Raw genomic sequence first — 14793 nt, forward strand, 5'->3', positions numbered from 1 at the left:
AGCCGGCGCGGCGTGCGCGCGGGCGTCGCGCCAACGCCGCCGCGTCGGTGGGCGCCACACACCTGTGTGCGGGCACATCACAGCACGGCGAGAAAGGGGAGCGGGCCGGCGTGAACAACCTCTACGTGCCGATTCTCGTGCTGCTGCTACTCGGCGGCGGCTTCGCGGTCGTCTCCGCGGTGGCCGGATCCGTCATGGGTCCGAAGCGCTACAACCGCGCGAAGGTCGACTCCTACGAGTGTGGGATCGAGCCCACACCGCAGCCGGCCGGCGGTGGCCGTTTCCCGGTGAAGTACTACATCACCGCGATGCTGTTCATCATCTTCGACATCGAGATCATCTTCCTGTTTCCGTGGGCGGTCGCCTTCGACCAGATGGCGATCTTCGGTCTCGTCGAGATGGTGCTGTTCATCGTGACCGTGTTCGTGGCGTACGCCTATGTCTGGCGGCGCGGAGGTCTCGAATGGGACTGACCGTGAGCCGTCGTCTGCCAGCCAGATCCAGTCGTTCGGAAGAGAGCTGTTGATCGCACATGGGCATCGAAGAAAAGCTGCCCTCAGGGCTACTCCTCACCACGGTGGAGGGTCTTGTCGGGTACTTCCGCAAGGCGTCGCTGTGGCCCGCGACATTCGGGCTGGCGTGCTGTGCGATGGAGATGATGACCACCGGTGGCCCGGTCTATGACACGGCACGGTTCGGCATGGAGGTGTTCCGCGCCTCGCCGCGGCAGGCCGACCTGATGATCGTCGCCGGCCGGGTGAGCCAGAAGATGGCCCCGGTGCTGCGCCAGATCTATGACCAGATGGGTGACCCCAAATGGGTGCTGTCGATGGGCGTCTGCGCCTCCAGCGGCGGCATGTTCAACAACTACGCGATCGTGCAGGGCGTCGACCACGTGGTCCCGGTCGACATCTACCTGCCGGGCTGCCCACCGCGGCCGGAGATGCTCCTCGACGCGATCCTCAAGCTGCACAAGAAGATCCAGAACGAGAAGCTCGGCGTCAACAAGCAGGCACTGCTCGCCGAGCAGGAGCGCCTCTCGCTGGAGAGCGCGCCCACCTCGGAGATGAAGGGGCTGCTCCGATGAGTGGCGCTGAGACACCGGACCAGGTTCCGGACGAGACAGCCGACGACCGGCTGCCGGAGAAGCACGAGCCGGCGCCGCCGGAGATCCTCGGCGTCCGGCGCGGCGCCTTCGGTGTGCGGGGCAGCGGCGACACCTCCGGTTACGGCCGGCTGGTCCGCACCGTCGCCCTTCCCGGCGGCACTGTCCCGCCCTACGGTGGCTGGTTCGACGAGGTGGCCGGCCGCCTGGCCGAGGTGCTGGGTGACGAGGGCGCTCCGAGCTTCGACGAGGCGATCGAGAAGGTCGTGGTCGACCGTGGCGAGATCACGTTCTACGTCCGCCGCCAGCACATCGTCGAGGTCGTACGCAATCTTCGCGACGACCCCGCCCTGCGCTACGAGTTCTGCAGCGGGGTCTCGGGCGTGCACTACCCGGGCGACAAGGACCGGGAGCTGCACGCGGTCTACCACCTGCTGTCGATGACCCACAACCGGCGGATCCGGCTCGAGGTGGCCTGCCCCGACGCCGACCCCCACATCCCGTCGGTGGTCGAGGTCTACCCGACGGCCGACTGGCACGAGCGCGAGGCGTACGACTTCTTCGGCATCGTCTTCGACGGCCATCCCGGCCTGACAAGGATTCAGATGCCGGACGACTGGCCGGGCCACCCGCAGCGCAAGGACTACCCGCTCGGCGGCATCCCGGTCGAGTACAAGGGCGCGACCATTCCGCCTCCGGACGAACGGAGGGCATACACCTGATGACCACGCAACAGGACCGTACGCACGACGAGGCGCGGCAGGACCCCTACGCCAGCGTCCGCGACACCACCGAGGGCCAGGTCTTCACAGTCACCGGTCAGGACTGGGACTCGGTCGTCGCAGGTGCCGCCGAGGCCGCCGACGAGCGGGTCGTCGTCAACATGGGTCCGCAGCACCCCTCGACCCACGGGGTGCTCCGACTGATCCTCGAGCTCGACGGCGAGACGGTGACCGATGCCCGGTGCGGCATCGGCTACCTCCACACCGGCATCGAGAAGAACATGGAGTACCGGAACTGGACCCAGGGGGTCACGTTCTGCACCCGGATGGACTACCTCTCGCCGTTCTACAACGAGGCGGCGTACGTCGGCGCGGTCGAGAAGCTCCTCGGCATCACCGACGACGTGCCGGAGCGGGCGCAGACCATCCGGGTGCTGATGATGGAGCTCAACCGGATCTCCTCGCACCTGGTCGCGATCGCCACCGGCGGCATGGAGATCGGCGCGCTGACGGTGATGACGATCGGCTTCCGCGAGCGCGAGAAGGTGCTCGACATCTTCGAGCTGATCACCGGCCTGCGGATGAACCACGGCTACATCCGGGTCGGCGGCGTCTCCCAGGACCTGCCGGACAATGCGATCGAGAAGCTCCGCGAGCTGATCGCGTGGTTCAAGAAACACCTCAAGGAGTACGCCGAACTCTGCAACGAGAACCCGATCTTCAAGGGCCGGCTCTGCGATGTCGGGCACCTCGACCTCACCGGCTGCCTGGCCCTAGGTATCAGCGGTCCGCCGCTTCGGGCGACGGGCTACCCGTGGGACCTGCGCAAGACCCAGCCGTACTGGGGTTACGAGACCTACGACTTCGAGGTCGCGACGTGGGACACCGCCGACTCCTACGGCCGGTTCCGGATCCGCCTGCAGGAGATGGAAGAGAGTCTGAAGATCATCGAGCAGGCGACCGACCGGCTGGAGAAGACGCCAGGCCCGGTGATGGTGGCCGACAAGAAGATCGCCTGGCCGAGCCAGCTCGCGCTCGGGCCGGACGGCCTCGGCAACTCCCTCGACCACATCAAGCACATCATGGGCGAGTCGATGGAGGCGCTCATCCACCACTTCAAGCTCGTGACGGAGGGGTTCCGGGTGCCGGCGGGTCAGGCGTACTTCGCGGTCGAGAGCCCGCGCGGTGAGCTGGCCTGCCATGTGGTCTCCGACGGCGGCACGCGGCCGTTCCGAGCCCACTTCCGTGACCCGTCGTTCGTCAACCTGCAGGCCACGGCGGCGATGTGCGAGGGCGGCATGGTCGCCGACGTCATCGTCGCGGTGGCGAGCATCGACCCGGTGATGGGTGGTGTGGACCGGTGAGCGCCGAGACCACTGCGCGTACGGAGAACCCGGGTGATCCCGCGATCTCCGAGCGTACGAAGAACGAGATGCGCGCGATCATGGCGCGCTATCCGCAGGCGCGCTCCGCCCTGCTGCCGATGTTGCACCTCGTGCAGAGCGAGGTCGGCCACGTCAGCCCCGAGGGCATCGAGGTGTGTGCGGAGCTGCTCGACCTGACCGCGGCCGAGGTGGCGGCGGTCGCGACGTTCTACACGATGTACAAGCGCCGCCCGGTCGGCGACTACCACGTCGGTGTCTGCACCAACACGCTGTGCGCGGTGATGGGCGGTGACGAGATCTTCGCAGGACTCAAGGAACACCTCGACATCGGCAACGACGAGACCACGCCCGACGGCAAGGTCACCCTCGAACACGTCGAGTGCAACGCCGCCTGCGACTACGCGCCCGTCGTGATGGTCAACTGGGAGTTCTTCGACAACATGACGCCGGAGAAGGCGCGGCAGCTGGTCGACGACCTCCGCGCCGGCACCGAGGTCCAGGCGAGCCGCGGTGCCCGGGTGTGCACCTGGCGGCAGGCCGAACGGGTGCTCGCCGGTTTTCCCGACGGACGCGCCGACGAAGGTGTGACGGCCGGCGACGCCTCGCTCGCCGGGCTGCGGCTCGCCGAGTCGCGAGGCTGGGCGGCACCGAGTGGCGGCGCCGGAGAGCCACCCGCGATGACGACCCAGCCGGCGACTCCGGCCGCCGCCACCCGGGCAGCGGAGCAGGCCGACACCCAACGGGCCGAGTCGGAGTCCAAGATCGCCGAGGTCGACGCTGGCCACGACTCCGCCAAGCGTGACGGGACCGCCAACGGCGATGCCAGGAAGGGGAAGCGGCGATGACCGATCCGCTGGCACCAGTGCTGACCGCCAACTGGGCGCAGGATCGCGCGTGGACCCTCCAGGCCTACTCCGACCAGGGCGGCTACCGCGCGCTTCGCAAGGCGTTCGGGCTGGACCCGGACGAGGTCGTCACCATGGTCAAGGACTCCGGCCTGCGTGGCCGGGGCGGTGCGGGCTTCCCGACCGGCATGAAGTGGGGCTTCCTGCCGCCGCTCGGTGAGAAGCCGCGCTACCTGGTGGTCAACGCCGACGAGTCCGAGCCGGGCACCTGCAAGGACATCCCGTTGATGCTGGCCAGCCCGCACACGCTGGTCGAGGGCGTCATCATCTCGGCGTACGCGATCCGCGCGCGGCAGGCGTTCATCTACGTCCGCGGTGAGGTGCTGCACGTCGTCCGCCGGCTGCAGCAGGCGGTGCAGCAGGCCTACGACGCCGGCTTCATCGGCCACGACATCCTCGGCACCGGCTACGACCTCGACGTCGTGGTGCACGCCGGTGCGGGTGCGTACATCTGCGGTGAGGAGACCGCGCTGCTCGACTCGCTCGAGGGGCGACGCGGCCAGCCGCGGTTGCGCCCGCCGTTCCCGGCGGTGGCTGGGCTGTACGCCTCCCCGACCGTCATCAACAACGTCGAGTCGATCGCCAGCGTCCCGGGCATCGTGGCCAACGGCCCGGAGTGGTTCTCCGGGATGGGTACGGAGAAGAGCAAGGGCCACGTGATCTACTCACTGTCCGGTCACGTGCGCCGCCCAGGCCAGTACGAAGGTCCGCTCGGGATCACACTCCGCGAACTGCTCTCGTTGGCCGGTGGAATCCGTGCCGGGCACGAGCTGAAGTTCTGGACGCCCGGTGGCTCGTCGGTGCCGATGCTCACGAAGGAGCACCTCGACGTCCCGCTCGACTTCGAGGGCATGGTGTCGGCCGGCAGCCTGCTCGGCACCCGCGCCCTGTCGATGTACGACGACACCGTGTGCATCGTGCGGGCGGTCCTGCGCTGGACGGAGTTCTACAAGCACGAGTCGTGCGGCAAGTGCACGCCGTGCCGCGAGGGCACGTGGTGGCTCGTGCAGATCCTGCAGCGCATCGAGGACGGCAAGGGTAGCGAGGACGACATCGACACGCTCGTCGACCTGTGCGACAACATCCTGGGCAAGTCGTTCTGCGGGCTCGGCGACGGCGCGACCTCGCCCATCACGTCCTCGGTGAAGTACTTCCGAGACGAGTACATCGCGCACGTGACCGGGGGTGGGTGCCCGTTCGACCCGGCCGCGGCGACCTTGTTCGAGTCAAGACCGGCAGGAGCGACCGTATGACCCTCCAGAGCCAAGGCACGCCGTCGGCGGAGCTGGAGAACCTCGTCACGCTCACCATCGACGACATCCCGGTGAGCGTGCCGAAGGGCACCCTGCTGATCCGGGCGGCCGAGTTGATCGGCATCGCGATTCCCCGCTTCTGCGACCACCCGCTGCTGGACCCGGTGGGTGCGTGCCGGCAGTGCCTGGTGGAGATCCCCGACGCGGGCAACGGCCGCGGCATGCCGAAGCCGCAGGCGTCCTGCACGATTCCGGTCGCCGAGGGCATGGTCGTCAAGACCCAGTTGACATCGGCCGTCGCCGACAAGGCGCAGCAGGGGCAGATGGAGTTCCTGCTGATCAACCACCCGCTGGACTGCCCGGTCTGCGACAAGGGCGGCGAGTGCCCGCTGCAGAACCAGGCGATGTCCAACGGGCGCGGCGAGTCGCGTTTCACCGAGGTCAAGCGGACCTATCCGAAGCCGATCAACATCTCCAGCCAGGTGCTCCTCGACCGGGAACGCTGCGTCCTGTGCGCCCGGTGCACGCGCTTCTCCCAGCAGATCGCCGGCGACCCGTTCATCGAGATGCTCGACCGGGGTGCCCTGCAGCAGGTCGGCATCTACGAGAAGGAGCCGTTCTCCAGCTACTTCTCCGGCAACACCATCCAGATCTGCCCGGTGGGTGCGCTGACGAGTGCGCAGTACCGCTTCCGGTCCCGTCCGTTCGACCTGGTGTCGAGCCCGAGTGTCTGTGAGCACTGTGCGGGCGGCTGCTCGATTCGTACCGACCACCGGCGCGGCAAGGTCATGCGCCGGCTGGCCGGCGACGAGCCCGAGGTCAACGAGGAGTGGGTGTGCGACAAGGGACGCTTCGCGTTCCGCTACGCCGCACTGCCCGACCGGCTGACCTACCCACTGGTCCGCGACGCCGAGAGCGGCGAGCTGGAGCCGGCCTCGTGGTCCGAGGCGTTCCGCGTCGCGGCCGACGGCCTCGAGGCGGCCGGCGGGCGGGTCGGTGTCCTTCCCGGTGGCCGGGTCACGATGGAGGACGCCTACGCGTACGCGAAGTTCGCGCGGACCGCACTCGGCACCAACGACATCGACTTCCGGGCGAGGCCGCACTCGACGGAGGAGAGCGACTTCCTCGCCTCCGCCGTCGCGGGTACCGGACTCGGGGTCACCTACCGCGACCTGGAGAACGCGGCCTCGGTCCTGCTCGTCGGTCTGGAGCCCGAGGAGGAGGCGGCGATCGTCTTCCTCCGACTCCGCAAGGCCGCGAAGAAGAACGGCACCGCGATCTGGTCGGTCGCGCCGTACACCACCGACGGCCTGCGGAAGATGGACGGCACCCTGCTGCGGTCCGCACCGGGCACCGAGGCGCGGGTGCTGGCCGCCCTGGCCGGCGGCGGCGCCGGTCTGGACCTGGCGGGGTTCAACTGCGCGCAGGCGCTGCCGAAGGAACGCGCGATCGTCCTGGTGGGCGCCCGCCTCGGCGCGGTACCCGGCGGACTGTCTGCGGCCCTCAGGTTGGTCGAGGCGACCGGCGCCCGGCTGGCCTGGGTGCCCCGGCGAGCGGGCGAACGCGGCGCGGTCGACGCTGGTTGCCTGCCGAACCTCCTGCCTGGCGGTCGGCCGGTGGGCGACGCCGCCGCGCGGGTCGACCTCAGCGCCGCCTGGGGTGCCGGTGACCTGCCGATCGAGCCGGGCCGCGACACCTCCACCATCCTCACCGCCGCCGGTCTGGGTGAGCTCGGCGCGCTGGTCGTCGGCGGCGTCGAGGTCGCGGACCTGCCCGACCCGGCAGCCGCACGGGTGGCGCTCGCGAAGGCGTCGTTCGTGGTCAGCCTCGAGCAGCGACCGAGCGAGGTCACCGAGCACGCCTCCGTCGTCTTCCCGGTCGCGGCCGTCGCGGAGAAGGCCGGCACTTTCGTCGACTGGGAGGGTCGGGAGCGGCCCTTCGAGAAGGCGCTGGAGAACGCCGACACCCAGTCCGATCTCTGGGTCCTCGCCGGGATCGCCGACGAGATGCGGCGCCCGCTCGGCTTCACGACGGTCGAGGGCGCCCGCCAGGAACTCATCGAGCTGGGTGCCTGGGACGACACCCGGGCGGCGCCGCCTCGGCGCGGCCCGGCCGAGTCGGCCCAGCCACGTGACGGCCAAGCCGTCCTCGGGACCTGGCACCAGCTGCTCGACCAGGGCCGGTTGCAGGAGGGCGAGCCCTACCTCGCCGGCACCGCGCGTCCCGCCCGCGCCCGGGTGTCGGCCCGCACGGCCGAGGACCTCGGCGTCGCGGTGGGCGAGGGGCTCGCGGTCTCGGACGGGCGAGGCACGATCACCCTCCCACTGGAGATCGCCGACCTGCCCGACCAGGTCGTTTGGATCCCGACCAACTCCGCCGGCTCGGGCGTACCCGACCAGCTCGGTGTCGACGCCGGTGCCGTCGTCAACCTCGCGCCCGGCGCCCTCGGCACCGACGCCACCGCACCTGGGGCGGTCACCGCAGGAGAAGGGGGCACCTCATGAGCGACGAAGGTCTGTCGGCGTTCGGGAACGACCCGTGGTGGATCATTCTCATCAAAGCAGGTGCCATCACGGTCTTCCTGCTGCTCATCACGATCTTCAACATCTGGTTCGAACGCCGGGTCGTGGCGCGCATGCAGCACCGGGTCGGTCCCAACGTGCACGGGAAGTTCGGCCTGCTGCAGAGCCTCGCCGACGGGATCAAGCTCTCGCTGAAGGAGACGATCCGGCCGAAGAACATCGACACGGTCGTCTACGTCCTGGCGCCGGTCATCGCCGCGGCCATGGCGTTCACGGCGTTCTCGGTGATCCCGCTCGGTCCGGAGGTGTCGATCTTCGGCCACCGCACTCCGCTGCAGCTCACGGACCTGCCGGTCGGCGTACTCCTGATCCTGGCGGCCGCGTCGCTCGGCATCTACGGCATCGTGCTGGGCGGCTGGGCCTCCGGCTCGACCTACCCGCTGCTCGGCGGCCTGCGGTCTTCCGCGCAGATGATCTCGTACGAAGTGGCGATGGGTCTCGCGCTGGTCGCCGTCTTCCTCTACGCCGGGTCGATGTCGACCTCGCAGATCGTCGAGGCGCAGGCGGGTGGCAGCCAGGCGACCATCCTCGGCGTGACGGTCGACCTGCCGAGCTGGTACGTCGTCGTTCTGCTGCCGTCGTTCCTCATCTACATGATCGCGATGGTCGGCGAGACCAACCGCGCGCCGTTCGACCTGCCGGAGGCCGAGGGTGAGCTGGTCGCGGGGTTCCTGACCGAGTACTCCTCGATGAAGTACCTGCTGTTCTTCCTCGCCGAGTACGTCAACATGGTCACCGTCTCCGCACTCGCGACGACGATGTTCTTCGGCGGCTGGCGGGCGCCGTGGCCGCTGTCGCTGTGGGAGGGCGCCAACCAGGGCTGGTGGCCGCTGCTGTGGTTCCTCGGCAAGGTCATGGCGTTCATGTTCCTGTTCATCTGGTTGCGCGGCACGCTGCCCCGGATGCGTTACGACCAGTTCATGAAGCTCGGCTGGAAGCTCCTCATCCCGCTCGCCCTGGTCTGGACGGTCTTCGTCGCGACCGCGCGCGCGACCCTGAGCGCCGGCTACCAGCGGCAGTTCTTCTACGCCATCGCCGGCCTCGTGGTGCTCGTCCTGCTGGGTTCGTTCGTCTACGACTGGATCGCGGCCAAGCGCGAGGAGGAACAGGCCGGCGAGGACGAGGAAGCCGACCAGCCGGAGTTCGACCCGTTCGCGGGTGGATACCCTGTCCCGCCGATGCCTGGACAGAAGGTGCCGGGCTTCGAACCCGCCACCGTGTCGGTGACCGCGGGCGCGGGGGCGCCGGGCGACGAGAGCGCGCCCACGGGCGACGGTAGGGGACAGTCAGCCACGTCACGAGAGGAGCATGGCGATGGCTAGCGACAAGCCGCAGCGCGGCGTCATGGCGCAGCTGTGGGAACCGATCGCCGGGTTCGGGGTGACCTTCCGGACGATGTTCCGCAAGCCCGTCACCGAGCAGTACCCGTTCGAGAAGCGGCCCACTGCCCCCCGGTTCCACGGCCGCCACCAGCTCAACCGGCATCCGGACGGGCTGGAGAAGTGCATCGGCTGCGAACTCTGCGCATGGGCGTGCCCGGCCGACGCGATCTACGTCGAGGGTGCCGACAACACCGACGACGGTGAGGGCACCGGCGGCCCGGGCAGCGGTCGGTTCTCGCCCGGCGAGCGCTACGGCCGCGTCTACCAGATCAACTACCTGCGCTGCATCTTCTGCGGCCTGTGCATCGAGGCGTGCCCGACCAGGGCGCTCACGATGACCAACGAGTACGAACTCGCCGACGACAGCCGGGCGAGCCTGATCTATGAGAAGAAGGACCTGCTGGCCCCGCTGCTCCCCGGCATGGAGGAGCCGCCGCACCCGATGCGGATCGGCGACGACGAGCAGGACTACTACCGCGGGGCCGGCCTGCCGGGCTGGTCGGAGCGTACGGAGTCTGCGAACGACGCCGAACCAGCCGCGGACGAGCCGGCCAGGGACGAGAGCGAGGCGGCGGCCCGATGACCGTGACGTTCTGGGTGCTCGCGCCGATCGCGGTGCTGGCGGCCCTGGGCATGGTGCTCGTGCGCAAGGCGGTGCACAGCGCGTTGCTGCTGGCGACGGTGATGATGTGCCTGGCGTTGCTCTACGCGATCCAGGATGCGCCGTTCCTGTTCGCCGTCCAGGTGATCGTCTACACCGGCGCGATCCTCATGCTGTTCCTCTTCGTTCTCATGCTGGTCGGCGTCGACGCGTCCGACTCGCTGGTCGAGACGTTGCGCGGGCAGCGCTGGCTGGCGATCATCGGCGCGATCATCTTCGGAGCCCTGCTCGTCACCGCGGTCGGTGGTGTCACGTTCGGCCAGCCGGTCGGGCTCGCCGACGCGACGCCGGACGGGAACGTGCCGGCCATCGCGGCGCTGTTGTTCTCGAAGTACGTCTTCGCGTTCGAGGTGACGAGCGCGCTGCTCATCACCGCCGCGCTGGGCGCGATGATCCTCGCCCACCGCGAACGCATCGGAGTGAAGCCGTCGCAGAAGGACCTCGCCGAGCGTCGCTTCCGCGACTATGCCGAGAAGGGCCGGCACCCCGGCCAGGCACCGGCACCCGGCACCTTCGCCCGGCACAACGCCGTCGACACGCCGGCCCTGCTGCCCGACGGGCGCGCCGCGGAGTCGTCGGTGTCGCGGGTGCTCATCGCCCGTGGCACGGTGCGGGAGCCGTCGCGCTACACCCACCAGGTGCCGGGGCTCGAGCGCTACACCGGTACGCCCACGCCACGGAGCACCCGCGCCAGTGGGAGTGGCGGTGGCGACGAAGGAGCGTCGGCGTCGAACGGCAGGGTGAACGAGTCCGCGGCCGACGACGGTTCCACCGCCGACTCAGGCGATCGCCACGACGACAACGGCTCGGCCGGCGGGACGGGAGCGAAGCCATGAGCGAACGCAGTGAGGTCATCACTCAGCACGGCACCTTGGTCATGGGACCGACGAAGGAGGTCCCATGACCGCGACTTCCTACATCGTGCTGTCGGCACTGCTGTTCACGATCGGTGCGGTCGGTGTGCTGACTCGACGGAACGCGATCGTGGTCTTCATGTGCATCGAGCTGATGCTCAACGCCGCGAACCTCGCGTTCGTCTCCTTCGCCCGGCAGGCCGGCAACCTCGAAGGCCAGGTCGTGGCGTTCTTCGTGATGGTCGTCGCGGCCGCCGAGGTCGTCGTGGGGCTGGCGATCATCATGACCATCTTCCGCACCCGTCGCTCGGCCTCGGTCGACGACGCGAGCCTGTTGAAGTTCTGATTCGGTGAGAGGCGAACCCACGTGACCACCTCCGTGAGCACTGTGCTCCTGGCCCAGGACCAGCTCCTGGCGCAGGAGCCGACGGCCGCCACCGGTGCGTTCTCCCTGCTGTGGCTGGTCGTCGCGATCCCCGCGGTCTCGGCCGCGGTGATCCTGCTGGCCGGGCGGGCCGCCCGCCCGTGGGGGCACCTGCTCGGCTGCGCGGCACCGATCGCGTCGTTCGCGCTCGGTGCGGTGATGTTCGCGGCGATGCTCGGGCTCGGGCCCGAGGAACGCGCGGTCAGCCAGCAGCTCTACACGTTCATCCCGCTGGCGAGCTACCACGTCGAGGCGAGCCTGCTGCTCGACCAGCTGTCGATGTGCTTCGTCCTGCTCATCACCGGGGTCGGCAGCATCATCCACGTCTACTCGATCGGCTACATGGCCCATGACGAGCGGCGGTCGAGGTTCTTCGGATACCTCAACCTGTTCGTCGCGGCGATGCTGGTCCTGGTCCTCGCCGACGACTTCCTCGTGCTGTTCATCGGCTGGGAGGGTGTCGGCCTCGCGTCGTACCTCCTGATCGGGTTCTGGCAGCACAAACACTCCGCCGCCACCGCCGCCAAGAAGGCATTCGTCGTCAACCGGGTCGGTGACCTCGGGCTGTCGGTCGCCGTGATGCTGATGATCGCGACGTTCGGCACCTCGTCGTTCACCGGCGTCTTCGGCGGCGTCGCCGAGGCGGGCACCGGGATCGCCACCGCGCTCGGCCTGCTGCTGCTGCTCGGCGCGTGCGGCAAGTCCGCACAGTTCCCGCTGCAGTCCTGGCTGCTCGACGCGATGGAGGGCCCGACACCGGTGTCCGCGCTCATCCACGCGGCGACCATGGTGACCGCCGGGGTCTACCTCGTCACGAGGTCCAACGCGATCTTCAACGAGGCACCGATCGCCCAGACCGCGGTCGTCGCCGTCGGCACGATCACGCTGCTCATGGGCGCGATCATCGGGTGCGCGAAGGACGACATCAAGAAGGCCCTCGCCGGGTCGACGATGAGCCAGATCGGCTACATGATGCTGGCCGCGGGGCTCGGGCCGGTCGGCTATGCGTTCGCGATCTTCCACCTGCTCACGCACGGGTTCTTCAAGGCCGACCTCTTCCTCGGCGCCGGCTCGGTGATGCACGGCATGAACGACGAGGTGGACATGCGTCGGTACGGCGGGCTGGGGAGATACCTCCCGGTCACCTACGTCACCTTCGCCGTCGGGTACCTCGCGATCATCGGGATCCCGCCGTTCGCCGGGTTCTTCAGCAAGGACAAGATCATCGAGGTGGCGTTCGGCTTCAACGTCTGGGTGGGGCTCTGCGCGCTGCTCGGCGCCGGCATCACGGCGTTCTACATGTCGCGGGTGATGGCCATGACGTTCCTCGGCCGCAAGCGCTGGCGTGAGGACGCCCACCCGCACGAGTCGCCCGGCGTCATGACCGTCCCACTGGTGCTGCTGGCGATCCTGAGCGCGGTCGGCGGCATGGTGCTCGCCTACCTCGGCGGCGGCATCGTGCACTGGCTCGAGCCGGTCGTCGGTGAGCAGCACGTCGAGCTGCCGGCGCCGCTGTCCGAGGCCCTGCTGATCGGGATCACGCTCGTCGTCGTCCTGCTCGGCGTCCTCGTCGCGGTGCTGTTCGTGGCCCGCCGCGACATCCCGGTCACCGCGCCCACGCGGGTCTCGCCGGTCACGACCGCCGCCCGGCGGGACCTCTACGGTGACGCCTTCAACGAGGTCGTGCTGATGCGTCCCGGGCAGGAGGCCACCCGGGGTCTCGTCGCCTTCGACAGCCGTGGGATCGACGGTGTGGTCAACGGCGTCGCCGCGTTCGTCGGTGGGCTCTCCGGTTGGGCACGCAGGTTCCAGACCGGGTTCGTCCGTTCGTACGCCCTCGTGATGTTCGGGGGTGCCGCCCTGGTTGTGGTGGCGATGGTGATGGTGAGGTTGTCGTGAACCTGGTCGCTCCCGATATCACGTTGCCGTGGTTGACCGTCGCCTGTGCGCTCCCGGCGCTGGGTGCGGTGTTCATCGCGCTGCTCCCGCGTGACCGGGACCTGCTGGCCAAGCAGGTCGCGACGGCGGTCGCCGGGCTGACGCTGGTGCTGGCGCTCATCATCGCCGTGCAGTACGACCCGGCCGGCGGCATGCAGTTCGTCGAGCAGCACCGCTGGATCCCGGCGTTCGGTGTCTACTACGCACTCGGCGTCGACGGCATCGGCCTCGTCCTCTTCCTGCTCACCGCGCTGCTGACGCCGATCGTCATCCTCGCCTCATGGAACGACGCCGAGTCCGGCAGCCGGAGTGTCAAGACGTTCTTCGCGCTGGTGCTCACGCTGGAGGCGCTGGCGCTCGGGGTGTTCGCCGCCACGGACGTCTTCCTCTTCTACCTGTTGTTCGAGGCGACGCTCATCCCGATCTACTTCCTGATCGGCAGCTACGGTGGGCCGCGCCGGTCCTACGCCGCGGTGAAGTTCCTCATCTACTCCCTTGTCGGCGGGCTCCTGATGCTCGCCGCCGTCGTGGGCCTCTACGCCGTCTCGGCCGCGCAGACCAACGGCGAGCCGTCCTTCCTGCTGAGCGCCCTGACCCAACTCGACATCGACGCAGGTACGCAGAAGTGGCTGTTCGCCGGCTTCTTCGTCGCGTTCGCGATCAAGGCGCCGATGTGGCCGGTGCACACCTGGCTGCCCGACGCCGCGCGCGAGGCGACACCTGGCACCGCCGTCCTGCTGGTCGCGATCCTGGACAAGATCGGGACCTTCGGCATGATCCGGTTCTGCCTCCAGCTCTTCCCGGAGGCCTCGCGGTGGGCGACGCCGGCGGTGATCGTGCTCGCCGTGATCAGCGTGCTCTACGGCGCGGTCCTCGCGATCGGGCAGCGCGACATCAAGCGGCTGATCGCCTACACCTCGGTGTCCCACTTCGGCGTCATCGTGCTCGGCATCTTCGCGATGACGAGCCTCGCCCAGACCGGCGCCACGCTCTACATGCTCAACCACGGCCTGTCGACCGCCGCGCTGTTCCTCGTCGCCGGCTACTTCATCACCCGACGCGGCTCGGCGCAGATCGGCGACTTCGGTGGCGTCGACAAGGTGGCACCGGTCGCCTCCGGTGCGTTCCTGTTCGCCTGCCTGTCCGGGCTGGCGCTGCCTGGCCTGGCGCCGTTCGTGAGCGAGTTCCTGGCGCTCGCCGGCACGTTCCAGCGGTACGAGGTGGCCGCCGTGATCGCGACCATCTCCATCGTCCTGGCGGCGCTGTACATGCTGATCCTCTACCAACGCACCATGACCGGCCCGACCGCGACCGCGGTGGCGAACATGCCGGATCTCCGCCCCCGCGAGGTCGTCGCGGTCGCACCGCTCATCGTCCTGATCCTCGGCCTCGGGCTCTTCCCGGGCCCCGCGCTGGACGTGATCTCGCCGGCCGTCGACTCCACCATGGAACGGGTCGGCGTCACGGATCCGGCGCCCGAGCACCCCGTCACGGCTCCTTCGGAAGGTGAGAAGTGACACCGATCAGCCTCGCCCAGGAGCTTGCCGCTCCGGTTGCCGCTCTCTCGGCCACTGGCCACGGG

General features: G+C 69.0%; 13 protein-coding genes. All 13 read left to right on the forward strand.

Annotated features, from left to right (window positions below; genetic code table 11):
- Positions 1-110: 110 nt before the first annotated feature.
- The 13 genes from ABNF93_RS22310 to ABNF93_RS22370 all read left to right on the forward strand — a co-directional run bounded on the left by ABNF93_RS22310 (position 111) and on the right by ABNF93_RS22370 (position 14728).
- Positions 111-473, forward strand: coding sequence for an NADH-quinone oxidoreductase subunit A (locus tag ABNF93_RS22310; protein WP_349330079.1), 363 nt, complete (start codon positions 111-113; stop codon positions 471-473).
- Between the two features lie 59 nt (positions 474-532).
- Positions 533-1087: a NuoB/complex I 20 kDa subunit family protein gene (locus tag ABNF93_RS22315; RefSeq protein ID WP_349330080.1), complete on the forward strand. Its 555-nt coding sequence runs from the start codon at positions 533-535 to the stop codon at positions 1085-1087.
- Positions 1084-1827 (forward strand): NADH-quinone oxidoreductase subunit C, encoded by a 744-nt coding sequence (locus tag ABNF93_RS22320; RefSeq protein ID WP_349330081.1) that lies wholly within the window; start codon positions 1084-1086, stop codon positions 1825-1827. Before ABNF93_RS22315 ends, ABNF93_RS22320 begins: the two co-directional genes overlap by 4 nt.
- On the forward strand, positions 1827-3191 hold the full coding sequence (locus ABNF93_RS22325) for an NADH-quinone oxidoreductase subunit D (protein WP_349330082.1): 1365 nt from the start codon (positions 1827-1829) through the stop codon (positions 3189-3191). The genes ABNF93_RS22320 and ABNF93_RS22325 overlap by 1 nt, the downstream gene beginning before the upstream one ends.
- Positions 3192-3259: 68 nt before the next feature.
- Entirely contained in the window at positions 3260-4057 is a 798-nt protein-coding gene (gene nuoE / locus ABNF93_RS22330; protein ID WP_349330121.1) for an NADH-quinone oxidoreductase subunit NuoE, read from the forward strand.
- Positions 4054-5370, forward strand: a complete 1317-nt coding sequence (nuoF, locus tag ABNF93_RS22335) for an NADH-quinone oxidoreductase subunit NuoF (RefSeq protein WP_349330083.1) — start codon at positions 4054-4056, stop codon at positions 5368-5370. The genes nuoE and nuoF overlap by 4 nt, the downstream gene beginning before the upstream one ends.
- On the forward strand, positions 5367-7874 hold the full coding sequence (locus tag ABNF93_RS22340) for an NADH-quinone oxidoreductase subunit G (protein WP_349330084.1): 2508 nt from the start codon (positions 5367-5369) through the stop codon (positions 7872-7874). The genes nuoF and ABNF93_RS22340 overlap by 4 nt, the downstream gene beginning before the upstream one ends.
- On the forward strand, positions 7871-9274 hold the full coding sequence (nuoH, locus tag ABNF93_RS22345) for an NADH-quinone oxidoreductase subunit NuoH (RefSeq protein ID WP_349330085.1): 1404 nt from the start codon (positions 7871-7873) through the stop codon (positions 9272-9274). Before ABNF93_RS22340 ends, nuoH begins: the two co-directional genes overlap by 4 nt.
- Positions 9267-9917 carry an NADH-quinone oxidoreductase subunit NuoI gene (nuoI, locus tag ABNF93_RS22350; protein ID WP_502877604.1) on the forward strand — a complete coding sequence of 217 codons (651 nt, stop codon included), beginning with the start codon at positions 9267-9269 and terminating at the stop codon, positions 9915-9917. The genes nuoH and nuoI overlap by 8 nt, the downstream gene beginning before the upstream one ends.
- Positions 9914-10831 carry an NADH-quinone oxidoreductase subunit J gene (locus tag ABNF93_RS22355; RefSeq protein ID WP_349330087.1) on the forward strand — a complete coding sequence of 306 codons (918 nt, stop codon included), beginning with the start codon at positions 9914-9916 and terminating at the stop codon, positions 10829-10831. Before nuoI ends, ABNF93_RS22355 begins: the two co-directional genes overlap by 4 nt.
- A gap of 64 nt (positions 10832-10895) precedes the next feature.
- On the forward strand, positions 10896-11195 hold the full coding sequence (nuoK, locus tag ABNF93_RS22360) for an NADH-quinone oxidoreductase subunit NuoK (RefSeq protein WP_349330088.1): 300 nt from the start codon (positions 10896-10898) through the stop codon (positions 11193-11195).
- A gap of 108 nt (positions 11196-11303) precedes the next feature.
- Positions 11304-13172, forward strand: a complete 1869-nt coding sequence (gene nuoL, locus ABNF93_RS22365) for an NADH-quinone oxidoreductase subunit L (protein ID WP_349330122.1) — start codon at positions 11304-11306, stop codon at positions 13170-13172.
- A 17-nt stretch (positions 13173-13189) separates the two neighbouring features.
- Positions 13190-14728: an NADH-quinone oxidoreductase subunit M gene (locus ABNF93_RS22370; RefSeq protein ID WP_349330123.1), complete on the forward strand. Its 1539-nt coding sequence runs from the start codon at positions 13190-13192 to the stop codon at positions 14726-14728.
- Positions 14729-14793: the final 65 nt, after the last annotated feature.

This window comes from Actinopolymorpha sp. B9G3 (genome assembly GCF_040120725.1).
Taxonomy (GTDB): Bacteria; Actinomycetota; Actinomycetes; order Propionibacteriales; family Actinopolymorphaceae; genus Thermasporomyces.